Origin of the sequence: Stenotrophomonas sp. (genome assembly GCF_035634915.1) — a bacterium.
Lineage (GTDB): Bacteria > Pseudomonadota > Gammaproteobacteria > Xanthomonadales > Xanthomonadaceae > Stenotrophomonas.
Genome location: NZ_DASQCB010000014.1, coordinates 91,382 through 110,748, shown reverse-complemented (window position 1 = coordinate 110,748; position 19,367 = coordinate 91,382). Strand labels below are relative to the sequence as shown.

The 19,367-nt window shown below is 68.4% G+C and carries 14 protein-coding genes; 8 read left to right on the top strand and 6 right to left on the bottom strand.

From position 1 onward, the window contains the following. Positions 1–409 precede the first annotated feature (409 nt). Genes tilS through VER16_RS11950 form a run of 3 tightly spaced genes read left to right on the top strand, consistent with a single transcriptional unit; the run spans position 410 to position 2,861 of the window. Positions 410–1,696 carry a tRNA lysidine(34) synthetase TilS gene (gene tilS / locus VER16_RS11960; RefSeq protein WP_324808406.1) on the top strand — a complete coding sequence of 429 codons (1,287 nt, stop codon included), beginning with the start codon at positions 410–412 and terminating at the stop codon, positions 1,694–1,696. A gap of 36 nt (positions 1,697–1,732) precedes the next feature. Next, the gene (locus VER16_RS11955) at positions 1,733–1,993 is read left to right on the top strand and encodes an exodeoxyribonuclease VII small subunit (RefSeq protein ID WP_006381978.1); all 261 of its coding nucleotides are present in this window, start codon (positions 1,733–1,735) and stop codon (positions 1,991–1,993) included. Beyond that, positions 1,983–2,861 carry a farnesyl diphosphate synthase gene (locus VER16_RS11950; RefSeq protein WP_324808404.1) on the top strand — a complete coding sequence of 293 codons (879 nt, stop codon included), beginning with the start codon at positions 1,983–1,985 and terminating at the stop codon, positions 2,859–2,861. Before VER16_RS11955 ends, VER16_RS11950 begins: the two co-directional genes overlap by 11 nt. A 69-nt stretch (positions 2,862–2,930) precedes the next feature. Here VER16_RS11950 and VER16_RS11945 read toward each other — a convergent pair whose 3' ends face one another. Both VER16_RS11945 and pmbA read right to left on the bottom strand, forming a co-directional pair. Then, a complete protein-coding gene (locus VER16_RS11945; protein ID WP_324808402.1) occupies positions 2,931–3,293 on the bottom strand; it encodes a DUF4870 domain-containing protein in 363 nt (120 codons plus the stop codon). A gap of 87 nt (positions 3,294–3,380) precedes the next feature. After that, entirely contained in the window at positions 3,381–4,748 is a 1,368-nt protein-coding gene (gene pmbA, locus VER16_RS11940) for a metalloprotease PmbA (RefSeq protein ID WP_324808400.1), read from the bottom strand. Positions 4,749–4,816: 68 nt separating this feature from the next. On the opposite strand from pmbA, the gene yjgA reads away from it, so the two are divergent. Next, positions 4,817–5,404 (top strand): ribosome biogenesis factor YjgA, encoded by a 588-nt coding sequence (gene yjgA / locus VER16_RS11935; RefSeq protein ID WP_324808398.1) that lies wholly within the window; start codon positions 4,817–4,819, stop codon positions 5,402–5,404. A 41-nt stretch (positions 5,405–5,445) separates the two neighbouring features. On the opposite strand, the gene tldD is transcribed toward yjgA, so the two are convergent. The 4 genes from tldD to VER16_RS11915 all read right to left on the bottom strand — a co-directional run bounded on the left by tldD (position 5,446) and on the right by VER16_RS11915 (position 12,944). Further along, the gene (gene tldD, locus VER16_RS11930) at positions 5,446–6,891 is read right to left on the bottom strand and encodes a metalloprotease TldD (protein WP_324808395.1); all 1,446 of its coding nucleotides are present in this window, start codon (positions 6,889–6,891) and stop codon (positions 5,446–5,448) included. 64 nt (positions 6,892–6,955) lie between these two features. Further along, positions 6,956–10,825, bottom strand: coding sequence for a YhdP family protein (locus VER16_RS11925; RefSeq protein WP_324808393.1), 3,870 nt, complete (start codon positions 10,823–10,825; stop codon positions 6,956–6,958). A gap of 30 nt (positions 10,826–10,855) precedes the next feature. Next, positions 10,856–12,343 (bottom strand): ribonuclease G, encoded by a 1,488-nt coding sequence (gene rng / locus VER16_RS11920; protein ID WP_324808391.1) that lies wholly within the window; start codon positions 12,341–12,343, stop codon positions 10,856–10,858. After that, complete coding sequence (locus tag VER16_RS11915) at positions 12,336–12,944, bottom strand: Maf family nucleotide pyrophosphatase (RefSeq protein ID WP_324808388.1); 609 nt, start codon at positions 12,942–12,944, stop codon at positions 12,336–12,338. Before VER16_RS11915 ends, rng begins: the two co-directional genes overlap by 8 nt. 129 nt (positions 12,945–13,073) lie before the next feature. On the opposite strand from VER16_RS11915, the gene VER16_RS11910 reads away from it, so the two are divergent. From VER16_RS11910 to arcD, 4 genes are all read left to right on the top strand, one after another. After that, positions 13,074–13,811: an SIMPL domain-containing protein gene (locus VER16_RS11910; RefSeq protein ID WP_324808386.1), complete on the top strand. Its 738-nt coding sequence runs from the start codon at positions 13,074–13,076 to the stop codon at positions 13,809–13,811. Positions 13,812–14,104: 293 nt separating this feature from the next. Then, positions 14,105–14,764, top strand: a complete 660-nt coding sequence (locus VER16_RS11905) for a TonB family protein (protein ID WP_324808384.1) — start codon at positions 14,105–14,107, stop codon at positions 14,762–14,764. A 207-nt stretch (positions 14,765–14,971) separates the two neighbouring features. Beyond that, a complete protein-coding gene (locus tag VER16_RS11900; RefSeq protein WP_324808382.1) occupies positions 14,972–17,761 on the top strand; it encodes a TonB-dependent receptor in 2,790 nt (929 codons plus the stop codon). Positions 17,762–17,863: 102 nt separating this feature from the next. Further along, positions 17,864–19,285, top strand: coding sequence for an arginine-ornithine antiporter (gene arcD / locus VER16_RS11895; RefSeq protein ID WP_324808380.1), 1,422 nt, complete (start codon positions 17,864–17,866; stop codon positions 19,283–19,285). Positions 19,286–19,367: the final 82 nt, after the last annotated feature.

Below are 19,367 nucleotides of genomic sequence, written 5' to 3'. Positions count from 1 at the left end.
GCTGATGGTGGGTGCCGACCGTTGGTCGGCACATCTGTCGGATATCGAATGAATTCATCCACGCATGGCGTGGATCTACTGGGACGCGCGGCTGTTGGTAGGTGTCGACCTTGGTCGACACATCTGTCAGATATCGAATGAATTCATCCGTGTCGACCAAGGTCGACACCCACCAGAGCAGAACGCCGTTCCGACAGATCGCAGAAAACTGTCGAAGGCGGAGTGGGTCCGGTTGAGGGGGGGGGTGAGCGGCATGGATGCCGCGACCAAGCCCCCATGGATGGGTTTACGGCGTCCCCCTCAACCGGACCCACCCCGCCATCCCTCAGGAAACCCGCTTCTGCTGTTGCTTCGGCTTCGGCAGGTGCAGGGCGCAGCCCTGCCAGACACCCCCCGTATACTTCCCGCCGTGAGTACCTTTCCCACTCTGGTCACGCTGGAATCCCCGCTGCTCGTCGCCTACAGCGGCGGCCTGGACTCGACCGTGCTGCTGCACTGGCTGCGGCGCTGCGCCCACGCCAGCGGCACGCCGCTGCGCGCCGTGCACGTGCATCACGGCCTGCAGGCCAGCGCCGATGCCTGGGTGCAGCACTGCCAGCAGCAATGCGATGCGCTGGGCATCGAACTCGCCGTGCATCGCGTGCAGGTCGACACCGCTGCCGGCCTGGGCCTGGAAGCAGCAGCGCGTCAGGCCCGTCGCGCAGCCTTCGCCGCTGAACTGCGTGACGGCGAATCACTGGCGCTGGCCCAGCACCAGGATGACCAGGCCGAAACCTTCCTGCTGCGCGCCCTGCGCAGCTCCGGCATCGATGGCCTGGCGGCAATGGCGGTCGACAGCACCCTGCACGGCCACCGCCTGTGGCGGCCGCTGCTGCACACCGCGCGCGACGCGCTGCGCGACTACGCGCAGACGCATGCCCTGCGGTGGATCGAAGACCCCAGCAACGCACGCGACGACGCCGACCGCAACTTCCTGCGCCTGCACGTGATGCCGCTGCTGCGCCAGCGCTGGCCGCACGCAGCCGCAGCGCTGGCCGGCAGCGCCGACCATTGCGCGCAGACCCGCGCGTTGCTGGACGAGGAAGATGCCGAACTGATCGCCCATCTCGAAGTGGCGCCCCGCGTGCTGTCGCTGGAACTGCTGCGCCAGGTGTCGCCTGCGCGCGGTGCGCGCGTGCTGCGTACCTGGGTGCGCGCGCATGGCGCCGCACCGCTGCCGGCCACGGTGCTGCGGCAACTGCAGCAGGAACTGCTGGAAGCATCCAGCGATCGCCAGGCGCAGGTGCGCTGGCAGGCCCACGCCATCCAGCAATGGCGCGACCACGCCTACCTGTTGCCGGCACACCTGCCCGCCCTGCCCGCGGACTGGCAGGCCGCGTGGGATGGCCGTGGGCCTCTGCCGCTGCCCGATGGAGGACAGCTGCGCCTGCTGGGCGGCGCGGGCTTCGACCGACCCCTGCAGGTGCGTGCGCGGCAGGGTGGCGAACGCATCCTGCTGCCCGGGCGCACCCATTCACACGCGTTGAAGGACTGCCTGCAGCGCGAGCACCTGGCGCCCTGGCGTCGCGCGCAGCTGCCGCTGCTGTTCGATGGCGCGCAGCTGCTGGCCGCGGCCGACGTGGTCGTTTCCGCGCCGTTGCAGGCGTGGCTGCAGGCGCACGATGCGCAGCTGCAGTGGCGACCCGGCGGCTGGTGAATTGACCCCCGGGCGGCAGCCGTCCACACTTGTCGCATGGCCAAGAAGTCCCCCGAAAACGCCTCCCCCGTTGCCCAGTTCGAGCAGTCGCTCGAATCGCTGGAACAGCTGGTGGAGCAGATGGAAACCGGCGAGCTGAGCCTGGAAGCGTCGCTCAGTGCTTACGAACGCGGCGTCGGTCTGTACCGCCAGTGCCAGCAGGCGCTGGAGCAGGCCGAACTGCGCGTGCGCCTGCTCAGCGATCCCGCCCAGCCCGAAACCGCAGAACCCTTCGATCCGCCCAGCCATGACGGCTGAAGCGCAGTTCGCCCGCTGGCGCGACCGTATCGAAAGCCAGCTCGACGCCGCCCTGCCCTCGCCGGCCGACGCGCCACAGCGCCTGCACCAGGCGATGCGCTATTCGGTGCTGGGTGGTGGCAAGCGCATGCGCCCGCTGCTGGTGTATGCCAGCGGCCAGCTGTTCGGCGCACCGCTGGACCAGCTCGATGCCGCTGCCATGGCGGTAGAGATGGTCCACGCCTATTCGCTGGTGCATGACGACCTGCCGGCGATGGACGACGATGCCCTGCGCCGCGGCAAACCGACCACCCATATCGCGTTCGACGAGGCCACCGCGATCCTCGCCGGCGACGCCCTGCAGACCCGTGCGTTCGGCCTGCTGGCCGATGCGCCGCTGCCGGCCAGCCTGCGCGTGGCCTGCCTGCAGACCCTGGCCCACGCCTCCGGCGCGTCCGGCATGTGCGGCGGCCAGGCGCTGGATATCGATGCCACCGGCCGGCAGCAGTCGCTGGCCGCGCTGACCCGCATGCACGCCCTGAAGACCGGCGCGCTGATCCGCGCGGCGGTGCGCATGGGTGCGCTGTGCGGCCACGCCCCCGAGACACAGCTGGCCCAGCTGGATGACTTCGCCGATGCGCTCGGCCTGGCCTTCCAGGTGCGCGATGACATCCTCGATGTCGAAGCCAGTTCGGAACAGCTGGGCAAGACCGCCGGCAAGGACCAGGCACAGGACAAGAGCACCTTCCCGGCGCTGCTGGGCATGGACGGTGCCAAGGCGCAGCTGCGCGAACTGGCAGCACGCATGCAGTCGGTGCTGGCCGGGTACGGTGAAGAGGCCGACGCGCTGCGTGCGCTGGCGACGCTGGCGGTGGAACGCGATCACTGAGTGCAGCCGGTGACGCAGACAAAAACGCCCGGCAATGCCGGGCGTTTTCGCGATCAAAGGCGGCTGATCTTACTTGATCAGGCGCAGCGCGAACGGGTAGCGGTAGGCTTCGCCGTTGTTGGCCTTGACTGCAGCGATGATGCTGAAGACCAGGCTGAGCAGGCCGACGATCGGGGCCAGGATGGCGCCGATGATCACGAAGGTCAGGATGATGCAGACGAACAGCGCGATGGCGATGGTGATCTGGAAGTTCAGGGCTTCCTTGGCCTGGTCGGTGACGAAGGCCTTGCTGGCGTCATCCTTGTTGATCAGCCAGATGATCAGGGCGCCGATGAAACCGGTGAAGATGCCCAGCAGGTGCGCGGCCAGCGCCATGGTGCGCTGGTCGCTCGGCACGCTCGAGGCGGCCGGCACGTTTTCGAAATCGCTCACGACAAAACTCCTTTTTTTTGGGTGGTCTTGACTGACCGGCGGCGAGCCGGTCGCGTCAGGCGCGCATAGCTTACGCCATCAATGGCATCAATCATTACCGGCGATGGTCATCCGCCCGACCAGGATCGAGCCGGTGCGGATGTGCGAGCGTGGGTCCACGTCGCTGCCGACCGCTTCGATGGCGCTGAACATGTCCCGCAGGTTGCCGGCAATGGTGATGCCGTCGACCGGGTACTGGATCTCCCCGTTCTCCACCTTGAAACCGCCAGCGCCTCGCGAGTAATCCCCGGTCACCCCGTTCACGCCCTGCCCCATCAGCTCGGTCACCAGCAGGCCCTGGCCCATCTGCCGGGCAATCTCCTGCAACGGACCGGCATTGGCGGCCAGCTGCAGGTTGTGCACGCCGCCGGCATTGGCCGTGGTCTGCAGGCCCAGCTTGCGCGCTGAATAGCTGCCCAGCACATAGCGCTGCAGGACACCGTCGCGGACCAGGGCCGAAGCCCGGGTGGCCACGCCGTCACCGTCGAAGGCGGCCGAACGCAGGCCGCGGCGCAGGTGCGGCAGTTCCTCGATCTGCATCCAGTCGGGGAACAGCTGCTGGCCCACGCTGTCAAGCAGGAAGCTGGCCTGGCGGTACAGGGCGCCACCGGACACCGCCGACAGCAGGTGACCCACCAGGCCGCGCGCCACTTCCGGGGCGAACAGCACCGGCATGCTGCCGGTCGGCAGCGAACGCGGCTGCAGGCGCGCGACGGTGCGCTCGGCGGCGCGGCGGCCCACGTAATCGGCCGCCTCCAGATCCTCGCGGGCCAGGCCGCCGGTGTACCAGCCGTCGCGCTGCATGCCATCGCCGCTGCCGGCGATCAGGGCGCAGCCGACCGAATGATGGGTGCCGCGCTCACGGCCGATGAAACCATGTGAATTGGCGTAGACCGAGACGCTCTGCATGCTCGACACCGAGGCGCCGTCGGAATTGCTGATCCGCGGGTCGGCCTCGCGGCCGGCCGCTTCGCAGGCCAGGGCCAGGTCCACGGCCTCGTCGGCCTGCAGCACCCACGGGTGCCAGCTGTCCAGGTCGGGGAAATCGCGGGCCATCAGCGCCGCGTCGGCCAGGCCGGCGGCCGCGTCATCCTCGGTGTGGCGGGCGATGGCGCAGGCCTGCTCGACGGTGGCCGCCAGGCTTGCCTCGTTCAGGTCGGCGGTACTGGCGCTGCCCTTGCGCTGGCCGAAATAGACCGTCACCGCGATGCCGCGGTCGCGGGTGGACTGCACGGTCTCGACCTCGCCGAGACGGACGTTCACTTCCATCCCGCGGTCTTCGCTGCAGCTGACTTCGGCCTGGCTGGCGCCCAGCGCGCGGGCGCGCTCCAGCAGCTGCTGGGAAAGGTCGGCCAGGCGTTCCAGGCGGGCCGGGCTGTCGTCGCCGACGGCCACTTCAGGGGCGATCACGTTCAATGCTTTATCCTGTGCGGGTTGGGCCCGGCATCACGCCGGGCGACTTTTTTTGAGATCAGGTAGGGACGATGCGCGGACGCGACGAAGAAACCGGTGAATTCCACGACAAGAGCCGCAGCCAGAACCGGCGGGACGCGCTCGATGTCCTGGCCCTGGGCGAGAAGCTGGTGTCGCTGACCCCGGCCCAGCTGGCGCGCCTGCCGATCCCGGAAGACCTGCTGCCGCATATCGCCGAGTGCAAGCGGATCACCGCCCACATCGCCCACAAGCGGCAGCTGGCGTTCCTGGCCAAGCACATGCGCCGCGAAGAGGACGCCACGCTGGACGCGATCCGCGATGCGCTGGACGCCAACAGTGAAACCGGCCGCCGCGAAGTGGCGATGATGCACCGCGCCGAAGACTGGCGCGAACGCCTGCTGGCCGAGGGCGACAAGGCGCTGGCCGCCCTGCTCGACGATTACCCGCAGGCCGACCGCCAGCAGCTGCGTACGCTGGTGCGCAACGCGCAGGCCGAAAAGGCCAAGAACAAGCCGCCGCGCGCCTACCGCGAGATCTTCCAGGTGCTGCGCGCACTGATGCTGCCGGCGGCACTGGGCCTGAAGGCCGCGACCGATGAGGCCGACGACGTCGAGACCGACGAAGCCGACGAGGACTGAGTCCGCGCCGGCCCGGGCGGTGGCGCTGGCCATCGCCCGGCTCAGGCCTGGGTACCGCCGACGGTGATGCCTTCGATCAGCAGCGAGGGCTGGCCCACACCCACCGGCACGCTCTGGCCATCCTTGCCGCAGATACCCACGCCTTCATCCAGGGCCAGGTCGTTGCCGACCATGCGCACCTTCTGCATGGTTTCCGGACCGTTGCCGATGAGGGTCGCGCCCTTCACCGGCGCGGTAATCCGGCCATCCTCGATCAGATACGCCTCGGTGGCCGAGAACACGTACTTGCCGCTGGTGATGTCGACCTGGCCGCCACCGAAGTTGACCGCATACAGGCCCTTCTTCACCGACCGGATCATTTCCTGCGGGTCATGCTGGCCGGCACGCATGTAGGTATTGGTCATGCGCGGCATGGTCAGGTGCGCGAACGACTCGCGACGGCCGTTGCCGGTCGGCGCCACGCCCATCAGGCGGGCATTGAGGCTGTCCTGCATGTAGCCGACCAGGATGCCGTCCTCGATCAGCGTGGTGCACTGGCTCGGGTGGCCCTCGTCATCGATGTTGAGCGAACCGCGGCGCCCGTCCAGGGTGCCGTCGTCGACGATGGTCACGCCCGGCGCGGCCACGCGCTCGCCAATGCGGCCGGCGTAGACACTGGTGCCCTTGCGGTTGAAGTCACCTTCCAGGCCGTGGCCCACCGCTTCATGCAGCAGCACGCCGGGCCAGCCCGGGCCGAGCACCACCGGCATCACCCCGGCCGGGGCCGGTACGGCATCCAGATTCACCAGTGCCTGGCGCAGCGCCTCGCGGGCGAAGGCTTCGGGGCGACCATCGGCGAACAGTTCGGCATAGCCATAGCGGCCACCGCCGCCGGCATAGCCCGATTCACGCCGGCCGTTCTGCTCGACGATCACCTGCACGTTCAGCCGCACCAGCGGCCGCACGTCGGCGCCCAGCACGCCGTCGGTGCGCGCGACCAGTACGGTGTCCACGCCACCGGACAGGCTGACCATCACCTGCTTCACCCGCGGGTCGGCAGCACGCAGGTAGCCGTCCAGGCGCTTGAGCACCTCGACCTTGGCCTCGTTGCCCAGGCTGTCGATCGGGTCCAGCGTCGGGTACAGCGCGCGCGCGTTGCCACGCAGCAGCGAACGACCGGACTGCGCGCCGCCCTCGCGCGAAATCGCGCGGGCCGACTGCGCGGCGGTCAGCAGGGCATCGGCATGGATGTCATCGGAATAGGCAAAGCCGGTCTTTTCACCGGCGATGGCGCGCACGCCCACGCCCTGTTCGATGGAATGGGCGCCGTCCTTGACGATGCCGTCTTCCACGCTCCAGCTTTCGCGCCGGGCATGCTGGAAATACAGGTCGCCGAAGTCCACGCCCGGGCCCAGCAACTGGCCGAAGGTGCGCTCCAGGCCGGCGGTGTCCAGGCCACCGGGGCGCAGCAGGCGGTCCTGGGCAAGCGTCAGTGCGTTATCAGTCATGGTCTCGATCTGGGGGTCTGGAGGCGGCCAGGCAAGGCCGCCGGATGAACAGAGGCCGCAGCGCTCAACGCGGGCGCGGCAGGTCGGTGACACTCGGTGGTACGGCCGGGGCCGGCGCAGGCGCGCGCGGTGGGGCCGGGGTACGGTCGCGGCTGCGCTCGATCACCTCCACCTTGGGCTCCTTCCACGGGCCGGTCACCCGGTAGGTGCGGGCGCCGATCTCACCCAGCGGCTTGGACAATACCGCATTGGTGGCCGCACCCAGCGCCGCGCCGACCGGCCCGCCAGCCACCGCGCCGACCACGGTCAACAGATTGCCCGCACGCGGGTTGACGTCGATGGTCTGGTCGAACTGCTGCTCGCGCAGGTCGGTCTGGCCGCGGATGGTGATGTTGGCCGCCGGGCCTTCGATCAGCACCTTGTCGGTACGCGCCATGCCGTCGGCGAAGCGCATGCCGCCTTCGATATGGTTGAAGGCGAAGCCCTTGGAGAAGAAGTCGCGGAAATCGAACATCAGGCGACGCGGCAGCTGCGCCACGCTGAGCAGGCCCAGCACGCGGCCAGCACCGGGATCCAGTTCCAGCAGCTGGCCGTTGCGCGCATCGATGTCGAGCGTGCCCTGCAGGTTGCCCAGCTGGAAATCCGACGGGCCGCCGGCCCAGCCCGCCTGCAGCTGCGCCTGGCCGGAGCCGCCACGCAGCTGTCCGGCGTAGTCCAGGTTCTGCATCAGGCCGCCCAGGTCCTCGCTGCGCACGTTCGCGGTCAGTTCGGTCCGCGCGCCCGCGCCCTTGCCCAACCAGCGGCCGGTGATGTCGATCTCCTGGTCCGGCGCGCGGAAGCGCAGCTGGTCCACGCTCAGGCCGTTGCCCAGCGGCCGCGTACGCAGCACCGCCTGGCCCAGCACCACCTTGCCGAATTTCAGGTCGGCGATGTCCAGCGCGAACGGCGGCAGCGTCGCCGGGTCCATGTCATCGGCACCGGTCTGCGGCCGCGCCGCAGCCACTGCCGTGTCAGCGCCCGGCGTGGCCGGTGGCGACTGCCAGTGCACGCGGTCGAGCTGGCCACTGATGGTGCCGCCGTCGGCATTGGGCACGCTCAGGTGACCGGCCAGCGAAGGGCCGTCCAGGCGCACGTCCAGTGCCTGCGCACCCGGCCGCAGCTGCAGGCGGGTCTGTTCGAAAATGCCGCCGATCAGCATCAGCCGGCCGACCTGCACGTCCACCGCGCGCAACGGCATCGGGTCGCCGTCGCCGCCTGCACCACGGGCCAGGCTGATCCATTCCAGCGCGTCCAGGGTCGGGCTGTGGCCGTTGATGGCCAGTCCGCTGGGCGGCGGATCGCGGTCCACGCGGTCGCTGCCCATCGTCACCTGCACGCCGGTCTGGTTGTTGTGGCTGCGCGCGGCCAGGGCCAGGCGCTGGCCAAAGGCCACGTCGATGCGGCCATTGCCCATCGGCAGCTGCGCCGACACCGTGGTGGCCAGCGGGTCAGCGGCCGGCTTGTCCAGCGGCGCTGGCAGATCCAGGCGGGTTCCCACCAGATCCGAATGCAGGCGCAGCTCGCTCGGCGGTGCCGGTGCCCCCGGAGCCGCCCTGGGCAGGTTGACCGCGATGGTCCAGGCCGAGGTGCCATCCAGGTAGGGCTTCAGCCAGGCCATTTCCGGCGCGCGGTCGATCAGGACCTTTGCATCCAGGTGGGCGGACAGTTCCGACTCGAAGGCCAGCGCCGGGTTGCGTACATAGCCGCCAGCACGCAGGCTCAGGCGGCCGTCCTGGCCGAGGTGGCGCACGGCCAGCTCCTCTGCGGCGAAGCCACCGCTGCCGTAGCGGGCCTGGCCCTGCATGGCGTCGAATTCCAGATCGAAGCGCTTGTCCACCAGCTTCACACCGGCCAGGTCGACTGTGCCCTGCAGGTGCCCGCCGCCCTCGTCGTGGTGCAGCGGCTGCAGCAGATCGAAGTGCACGTTGGCCGGACCGCTGGCCACCAGGTTGTCGAGGGTGTCGCCGTACTCCTTGTGCAGGCCGCTCTGCCGCAGCATCGCCAGCAGCCGGCCGGCCTCGCTCTGGCTGTCGGCGCGCACGTACAGCGGCTGCTGGCCGAAATCGGCAATGCCCGCCTCGAACTTCTGCACCGCCACGCCGGCCAGATCGCCGCGGCCCTGCATGTGGAAGCCGGGCCCGATGAAGGCGATATCCGCATCGACCTGGCCCATGACCGGCCAGTCGTGCTGGAAGCGGATGTCGCCATTGCTGATGTGGCCGGTGGCTTCGAAGCGGCCATCGTTGTTGTCGAACGGCCAGTCGTCCAGGTCGCCGCTGACCAGACCGATGCCGCCGCGCACCTGGCCGCCCACCAGGGCGGCATCCAGCCAGTCGGTGGCGCCCTTGCTCATCTTGGAATGGATCCAGAACCGCTTGGCGGCGGTCATGGGCACGTCGTCCAGCTTGGCCGCCAGCTGCAGCCACGGGCGCGTGCCGTCGCCCTGGAACCAGACGCCGCCACGTACGTCGGCCGCATAGTTGGTGCCTTCCACGCGCATGGCCGGAGTGCCGATGCGCCAGCCGCCCGCTTCATCGCGCCAGCCGACGATCTGCCCAGCCAGGTGCAGGTCGTGGCGCTCGCCGAAGCCGGTCGGCCAGTCGAACTGCAGTTCCTGCTGTGGCTTCAACTGCAGGCTGAAACCATCGGCATCGCCTTCGAAACGACCGCCCAGGCCGCGCACGCCCGGCGCGTCGCCAACGCTGGCAAAGCCCAGCGCCTGCAGTTCACCCTGCGCCCACAGCGGGCCGTCGCGCTCGCCCTGCACCTGCAGCGTCTGCACGTCCAGCTGCGGCGTGGACAGGTACAGCCAGTGGCGCAGGCCCGCGTCCAGGAGGTCGCTCAGGGCCATGGCGCGCAGCGCGGTCCCGGCCTGCACCGGCCCGCTGCTGATCCGCAGCTGCTTGCCCATCTGCACCTGCAGGCCATCAAGCTGTTGTTCGTCCGCTCCGCTGCGCAGGCGCAGCCGTGGCACCTGCAGCGCCCAGCCGTCGCCCTGGCGCTGCCAGCGCAGGCGCGCCTGCACGCGCTGCAGCTGCAGGCCGGGGGTAGCCTCGCCCGGCATCGGCGCGCCTTCCACGTGCACCTCGCGCAGGTCCGAGTCGGTCGTGAAGGCCACCGGCGCGAAATCGCGCAGGGTCAGCCACAGGTTCAGCTCGCCCTTGCCCTCGCGCAGGCGCAGGCCACCGGCCGCCAGCAGCGGCGACCAGGCATGGAAATCCACAGGATCCGCGCCCAGCCAGGCCTGGCCGTTGCCATGGCGGCGGTCCAGATCCAGCACCGCGGTCAGCGGCAGCGCGTCGGTCTGCGCCCAGGCGCGCACGCCCACCCGCAGGCGGTTGCCATCCACGCGCAGGCGCAGGTCGATGCGCGGCAGGGTGGCATCCACGCCCAGGCCGGGCGCATGCACGCCCAGGCGGCCACCGATCACCTGCAGCTCGCCCAGCCGGCGCAGCGCATCCAGCGGGTCGCCACCGCTGCTGGACTGCGGCAGGCCACGCACCGACCAGCGGCCATCGGTGTCCTGCTGCAGGTCCAGGGCCAGGCCGCGCAGGCGCAGCTCGGTCAGCGAACGGCCGGGCAGCAGGCCGCTGTACATCGACACCAGCACCTCGGCCTCGCCGATGGCCAGGCCCTGCCCCGCGCCGATGCGCAGGCCCTTGAGCTGCAGCAGCGGGCCACGCCGGGTCCAGGCGGTGTCCAGCTGTTCAAAACGCACCGGCTGCCCGGCACGTTCACTCAGCCACGCAGCGATGGCCTCGGGGTGGCGCTCGGCCAGCGGCAGCAGCTGGCTGAGCGTCCCCACCAGCAGGGCCAGCACGACCAGGCCCACCGCGCACGCGGCAATGAAATGACGGCGGATCCTTCGCAGTCTCAGGCGCGGCGGCGCGCTCATCGGCCTCGACCGGTGCCCGGCCCGTGCCGCTCAGAGCAGAACGACATCGAACTGCTCCTGCAGGTACTGCTCATCGGCCTGGAAGCGGATGCTCTTGCCGAGGAACTCCTCCAGCTCGGCCACCGCCGCCGATTCCTCATCGGTGATGCGCGCCACGACCTTGGTCGAGGCGATCACCAGCAGGCGCGCCGCATCGAACTGGCGCACTGCGCGGGTGATCTCGCGGAAAATCTCGTAGGTCACCGTTTCGGTGGTCTTGATCGAGCCACGCCCGCTGCACTGCGGGCAGGTTTCCGACAGCTGCCGCTCCAGGCTTTCCACCGTGCGCTTGCGGGTCATTTCAACCAGGCCCAACGGCGAGAAGTCGTACACCGTGGTCTTGGCATGGTCGCGGGCCAGCGCTTTTTCCAGCGTGCGCAGCACCTGGCGGCGATGCTCGGCATCATCCATGTCGATGAAATCGATGATGATGATGCCGCCCAGGTTGCGCAGCCGCAGCTGCCTGGCCACCGCCTGCGCGGCCTCCAGGTTGGTGCGGAACACGGTTTCTTCCAGGTTGCGCTGGCCGAGGAACGATCCGGTGTTGACGTCGATGGTGGTCATCGCCTCGGTCTGGTCGATGACCAGGTAGCCACCGGATTTCAGCGGCACCTGCTTGTCCAGCGCGCGGCCGATCTCGTCCTCCACGCCGAACATGTCGAAGATCGGCCGGTCGCCCGAATACAGTTCCAGCTTTTCGGCCAGCACCGGCATGTACTTGGCCACGAAGGCCTGCAGCTGGGCGAAGGTTTCCTTGGAATCCACCTTCACCTTGTCCACGTCCTTGCGGATCAGGTCGCGCACCGAGCGCAGCGGCAGGCTCAGGTCTTCATAGATGTTGCTGCACGAGGGTGCCTCGCGGCCACGACGCTCGACCACGTTCCAGACGCGCGACAGGTAGGCCACGTCCTCGGCAATGGCCTCGGCCGGCTGCCCTTCGGCATTGGTGCGCACGATGTAGCCGTAGCCACCGTGCTGGGCCGACAACTCGGTCACCAGCGCCTTCAGCCGCGCGCGCTCGCCTTCATCCTCGATGCGCGCCGACACGCCCACCACCTTGGACTGCGGCAGCAGCACCATGTAGCGCGAGGGAATGCTGATCTGCGTGGTCAGGCGTGCGCCCTTGGTGCCGATGGGGTCCTTCACCACCTGCACCACGATGTCCTGGCCATCACGCAGCAGCTCGACGATGGGCACGCTGGACGGCGGCGGCAGGGTGGTGTTCTCGGTATCGGCACTGGCCACCGGGGCCGGCCGTACCACGTCGTTGGCGTGCAGGAACGCGGCGCGCTCCAGCCCGACCTCGACGAAGGCCGCCTGCATGCCGGGCATGACCCGCTGCACCTTGCCCTTGTAGATGTTGCCGACCACGCCGCGGCGCCAGCCGCGTTCGATATGCAGCTCCTGCAGCATGCCGTTTTCGATCACCGCGACCCGGGTCTCGCGCGGGGTCACATTGACCAGGATTTCCTCAGACATCGGCAGCCTCCCTCGCGGCATCGGCAATGGGGGCCGGCACGCCGCAGCGCGCCAGCAGACGATCGGTATGTAGCAGCGGCAGCCCCATCACGCCGGAGTAGCTGCCGGAAAGGTGTTCGATCCAACGCTCGGCCCCGCCCTGGATGGCATAGGCACCGGCCTTGTCCAGCGGCTCGCCGGTGGCCACGTAGGCCGCGATCTCAGCAGCGCTGATCGGTGCAAAAGTGACTTCGGACACGACCAACTCACTGTCCAGCCCGTCAGCGCCCACCACCACCACGGCGGTCATCACCTGGTGGGTGCGCCCGGCCAGCCGCGCCAGCATGGCCCGCGCGTCGGCGGCATCGGCCGGCTTGCCGAACACCTCGCCGTCCAGCACCACCTCGGTGTCCGAGCCCAGTACCCGCGCCTTTGGGTCCGTGGCCAGGACCGCGGCGAGGCCGGCGCGCGCCTTGTCGGCCGCGACGCGGCATACATAGTCTTCGGCGCTTTCAGCTGCCGCACGCTGCTCGGGCACCTCCAGGTCGAGGGCCTGGAAGGGGCGTCCGAGTCGGGCCAGCAGCTGGTTGCGTCGGGGGGAGCGGGAAGCAAGATAGAGCATCGGCACAGCATAACCTGAGGGCGCTGCCTGAATCGTCGGCAACCCTTCCCGATGCACGTGCAACCCCGAACGGACTCACAGCGCGTTCATCGCTACGACACCACCCTCACGGCACAACAAGGAGATCCCATGCGCCGCACCGCCACCCCGCTGCTGCTCGCCCTGTCCCTCGCTCTTGGAGCCTCGATGACCGCCCACGCCGCCCCGTCGTCGCCGTCGATCGCCGCCCCGGCCGAAGGCACCCTGCTGAACATCTCGGCCAATGCCGAGGCCACCCGCGTGCCGGACGTGGCCACCCTGTCGGCCGGCGTGGTCAGCCAGGCCGCCGACGGCAACAGCGCCATGCGCCAGAACGCCCAGCAGATGGACAAGGTGCTGGCCGCGATCAAGGCCGCCGGCATCGCCGAGCGTGACGTGCAGACCAGCGGCGTCAGCCTCAACCCGCAGTATCGCTATGCCGACAACGAAGCGCCGAAGATCACCGGCTACCAGGCCAGCAACACCGTCAGCCTGAAGGTGCGCGACATCGCCAGGCTCGGCAAGGTGCTCGACGCGCTGGCCGCGCAGGGCGCCAACCAGATCAACGGCCCGCAGTTCGAGATCGACCAGCCTGAGCCGGTGTATGACGAAGCCCGCCTGGCCGCGCTGAAGAAGGCCCAGGCCCGTGCCCAGACCTATGCGAAGTCGCTGGGCCTGCAGGTGCGCCGCATCGTCAGCATTTCCGAGAACAGCAACGGCGGCTTCCGCCCGATGCCGATGATGCGGGCCATGGCCGCCAATGCGGCGATGGACAAGGCCACCCCGGTGGCGCCGGGTGAATCGACCGTGTCGGTCAACCTGGACGTCGTATTCGAACTGGGTCGCTGACGGCGCGCGCCAACGCTGGCAACAGTAGATGCCAACCTCCCAGAGGTAGATGCCAACCTTGGTTGGCAGTACCTGCCCAAAGCGCCAACCAAGGTTGGCCACTACCGGGATACAAGGCGGGGCCAACGCAGGTTGGCCCCGCTTTTTTACATGAAGCCCAGCCCAACGACGTCGCCCCTGCCTCTAGGCAGTGGTCGGGGAGTGGCGCTAATGATTGACTGCCAGCCGCGTGCGGCAACCCCGTTGGCGGCCCTGGTGCGTTGAGGACTTCGTCACTGGCATGGAGGTGGACCATGGTTCGTACGTATCCCGTAGTACCGCTGCAGTTTGATCCCGCCCGCGTCGCCGCCTGGAGCGCGGCCATCGCCCTGCACCTGCTGGCCTTCCTGTTGCTGCTGATCCCGGCAACCTACCAGGCCATCACCGCCCTCCCCCGCGACACCACCGAGGTGAGGCTGATCCCCAAGGAACAGCCGAAGCCGCCGGAGCCGTTGCCGGTGGACCCGAAGCCGGAAGTCGCCAAGGTCGTGCCCAAGCCACAGGCCGCGCCGACCGTGGCCCCCCCGCTGCCCGCCCCCACTGCAACGCTGGAAGAGGCCCAGGGCATCATCCTGCCCGCCGCCGAACCCGCGCCGGTACAGGCGGCTCCGAGCCTGGCCCCGTCCGCGCCGGTCGCCGGGGTGCAGCTGCAGTACCGCAGCGCACCGCCGCCGGCCTACCCGATCCAGGCCCTGCGCAATCACGAACAGGGCACCGTGCTGCTGCGGGTCGAGGTGGATACCAGCGGCAAGCCAGTGAACGTCAGCATCGAGCGCAGCAGTGGCTCACGCAGCCTGGACCAGGCCGCCCGCCAGCAGGTGCTGCGCCAGTGGCGCTTTGTGCCAGCCGAACGTGACGGCGTGGCAGTACCGGCCATTGGCATGGTGCCGGTGCAGTTCTCGCTTCCTGGTTGAGGCAGTGTGCCGGCCCGGGCTGCTACCGGGCCGGCACAACCATGTCAATTGCCAAATGCGTCAAAACATTTCGCTTCGGTCTAAACTTCGTTACGAATTCAGTAAAACTTCACGGCTTCGTCACCGCCTGGAAACCTAGATTGATACGTCCCGGTACACACCGGATGACGCCCTCAATGCTCGAGTTTTCCAGTCAGGAGAGAAGCTGTGAAACACCCGATCCAACGGCCCGCCAGCCGCCGCCATAATCACCTGGCATCGTCCATCACCCACATCCTTGCCGGCGGCACGCTGCTGCTGGCCGGCGCCGTGGCCTCCTCGTCCGCTTTCGCACAGGAACAGGCCACCAACCTTGACCGGATCACGGTCACCGGTTCGAACATCCCGCGCACCAATACCGAAACGCCGTCGCCGGTGCAGGTGGTGACGCGCCAGGAAATCGACCGCACCGGCAAGACCACGGTCGCCGAGTACCTGCAGACGCTCACTGCCGATGGCGCGGGCTCGATTCCCAAGACCTTCGGCAACGGCTTTGCCGGTGGCGGCGCGGGCATTTCGCTGCGCGGCCTCGGCGCCGGTTCGACCCTGGTCCTGTTGAATGGCCGCCGCATGGCGACCTATGGCCTGGCCGATGACGGCCAGAAGGTGTTCACCGACCTCAGCACCATCCCGCTTGACGCCGTCGAGCGCGTGGAAGTGCTGAAGGACGGCGCATCGGCCATCTACGGTTCGGACGCCATCGCCGGCGTGGTCAACATCATCCTGCGCAGCGACTTCCAGGGCGCGATCCTGCGCGGTTCCTACGGCGTGTCCGGTGATGGCGACGGCGATGCCAAGAAGGCCACGCTGACCGCCGGCACCGGCGACCTCTCCAGCGATGGCTGGAACGCCTTCTTCAGCCTGGACGTCGGCAAGACCGACCGCATCCAGATCAGCGACCGCAAGAACCGCAAGTGGATCGGTACCGGCGATATCCGTCGCTGGGGCTACGATGCCGCCGATGCGCAGTTCCTCGGTGGCGCCTACCTGTCTGGCGGCACCGCCGGCGGCACCGGCCCGAACGGCTCGGTGTTCGACAACACCGGGCACCTGGTCGCACTGCCGGGCTGCGCCGGCGTGACCACCATTCCGGGCCAGAACGATGCCACCGCCCAGGCCCAGGGCTGCCTGTGGGACCCGGCACAGCTGTACCGTGATCTGAGCCCGGAAGAGAAGTACGTCAACGTGTTCGGCCGTGCCAGCTTCGCATTCGGTGAAGGCGGCGAGGTCTACACCGAGATCGGCTACTCGAAGAAGGAAACCATCTTCAGCAACACGCCGTCCGGCGTCTCCGGCGGCTGGGGTTACCCGGGCGGTCCGGTCAACGCCAACAGTGGCGCCGGCGCCACCATGCTGTACGCCGGCCACCCGGACAACCCGCTGCCCTACGCGGCGCGCCTGCGTTACAGCGCCTGGGACGTCGGCCCGCGCGTGACCGACAACACCAACGAGTTCAACCGTTTCCTGGTGGGCGTCAAGGGCAACTGGGGTGAGTGGAGCTACGACACCGCCTACCTGCATTCGGGCACCGACCTGGTCAACAAGCGCACCGGCTTCCTGAACTACGACGCCGTGCGCTGCGTGCTCGGCAACCCGGCCTGCCCGTATGGCACCTGGCGCATCGGTGACAACGCGTCGCTGACCCCGCAGTCGGTCTACGATGCGATCAGCCCGACCATCAGCGCCCGCGCCAAGTCCAGCCTGGACATGTTCGACTTCACCATCTCGCGCAGCCTGATGGACCTCAAGGGCGGCCCGCTGGGCCTGGCCTTCGGTACCGAGTGGCGCAAGACCAGCAACAGCCTGACCCCGCAGACCTTCACCGACGTGGGCCAGATCATCGGCCTGGGCTACTCGGCCTATGACGGCACCCAGAACGTGTACGCCGGCTACGCCGAACTGTCCGCCCCGGTGCTGGAATCGTTGGAACTGTCGGGCGCCGTGCGTTACGACAAGTACGAAAGCGGTGAAGGCAAGGCCACGCCGAAGCTGGGCGTGAAGTGGACCCCGGCCGACTGGATCGCCCTGCGCGCCAGCTACGCCGAAGGCTTCCGCGCGCCGAACCCGGCCGAGAACGGTGACGGTGGCCTGGCCGCCTTCTCCAACGCCCGCGATCCGGTGCGCTGCGCCATCGATCCGGCCAACGAGTGCACCGCGCGTTCGGTGGCGATCATCACCCGTCCGAATCCGGATCTGAAGCCGGAAGAGTCCAAGAGCTACTCGGTGGGTATCGTGCTGCAGCCGACCTCCACCACCTCGCTGACCGTGGACGCCTGGGAAATCAAGCGCACCAACGAAATCGCCCAGGGCAGCACCGCCGATGCGATCGCCGCCGGCAACGTGCTGCGTGACTCCAACAACATCGGCGGCGTGGCCAACAGCGGCACCATCCTGGCGGTCAACACGGCGTACGTGAACGCCAACTCCTCGCGTGTCCGCGGCATCGACACCGACGTGCGGCAGACCTTCGACCTCGGTCCGGGCCAGCTGGAAATGGACCTGCAGTGGAGCCACATCCTCAAGTTCGAGCGTACCGAGGGTGACACCACCGTCGACTACGTCGGCACCCACGGCAACTGCGACGTGACCAACTGCATCGGTACGCCGCAGGACAAGATCAACTTCGGCACCACCTGGAAGCAGGGTCCGTGGAGCGTCAGCGGTGTGGTGAACTACATCGACAGCATGGAGAACAAGGACCGCCGCGGTGGCGATTACCTGGCCTTCTACGAAGACGGTACGCCGGTGGAGAAGATCTCCTCCTTCACCACCTTCGATCTGTCCGGCCGCTGGAACATCACCGATGCCTTCGAACTGAACGCCTCGGTGCAGAACGTGTTCGACCGCATCGCCCCGCTCGACCCCAGCACCTACGGTGCGGTCAACTACAACCCGCTGCACTTCAGCGGTGCGATTGGCCGTTACTTCACCGTCGGCGCCAAGTACACCTTCAAGTAATCGAAGGTGCGTCACCGCAAAGGCCCGGGCTCCTGCCCGGGCCTTTGCTTTTCCGCTCACATCGCAGCGGTAGGATGTAGACCCTGCCCGAGGGAGTGGCACATGGCGGCGCGTTCGCAACGACTTGGCCTGGCTGCACTGACCGCGCTGGTGGTCGGCTCGATGGTCGGCGCCGGCATTTTCTCGCTGCCACAGAACGTCGCCCGCAGCGCGGGGCCGGCCGCCGTGCTGATCGGCTGGGCGCTCAGTGGCGCCGGCATGCTGATGCTGGCCTTCGTGTTCCAGGCCCTGGCCAACCGCCGCCCCGATCTGGACACCGGCATCTACGCCTATGCCCGCGAAGGCTTCGGCAACTACATCGGCTTCTCCGCGGCGTGGGGCTACTGGGTCGCCTCGGTGCTGGGCAATGCCAGTTTCTTCGTGCTGATCTTCAGCGGCCTGGGCCACTTCATGCCGGTCTTCGGCGAGGGCAACACTGCGGCTGCCGTGGCGGCGTCGTCACTGCTGCTGTGGACCGTGCATCTGCTGGTGCTGCGCGGCCTGCGGACTGCCGCGCTGGTCAACAGCCTGGTGACGGTGGCCAAGCTGGTGCCCATCGCCCTGTTCCTGGTCCTGGCCGCCGGCGCATTCCGCATGGATATCTTCAAGGCGGATTTCTTCGGTGGGCCGGCCCTGGGCGACCTCGGCACGCAGCTGCGCGGGATGATGCTGGTCACCGTATGGGTGTTCATCGGCATCGAAGGGGCGAGCATCTATTCGCGGCGCGCTGCTCGCCGTGCCGATGTCGGCCGCGCCACGGTGATGGGCTTTACCGGCGTGTGGCTGCTGCTGGTGCTGGTCAGCGTGCTTTCGATGGGCGTGCTGTCGCAGACGGAACTGGCGGGCCTGCCCAATCCGTCGATGGCCTACGTGCTGCGCGCCATCGTCGGCGAATGGGGGGCGACGGTCATCATCATCGGCTCGATCATTTCCGTGCTGGGCGCGTTGCTGGCCTGGGTGCTGCTGTGTGCCGAAGTCCTGTATGCCGCCGCCGGCGATGGCACGATGCCGGCCTTTCTCGGCCGGGAAAACTCACGCGGCGTGCCAGCCAATGCGTTGTGGTTGAGCAATGGCCTGATCCAGCTGTTCCTGCTGCTGGTGCTGTTCAATGCCGGCAGCTACACCAGTCTGGTTCTGCTGGCCGCGTCGATGAGTCTGGTGCCGTACTTCCTGTCGGCGGCGTTCGGCGTGCAGCTGGCCTGGCGTGGCGTGGCCTATGCGGGCCAGCCGGTCGTGCGCTGGCGCGATTTCGGCGTGGCCCTGCTGGCCAGCGTCTATGCGTTGTGGCTGGTGTATGCCGGTGGCCTCGACAACCTGCTGTTGTCCGTGCTGCTGTACGTGCCCGGCGTGGCACTGTTCGCACTGACCCGCCGCCAGCATGGGCAGCCGGTATTCACGCGTTGGGAATGGCTGCTGTTCGGCGCGATCCTGGCCGTGGCGATCGTCACGCTGGTGGCATTCTGGCGTGGGACATTGGCCCTGTAGCGTCGAGCTTGCTCGACTGGCGTGTTCCGTCGCGTCGACCAAAGCCGTTGAGCAAGCTCGACGCTACAAAAAGCAAAAGAAA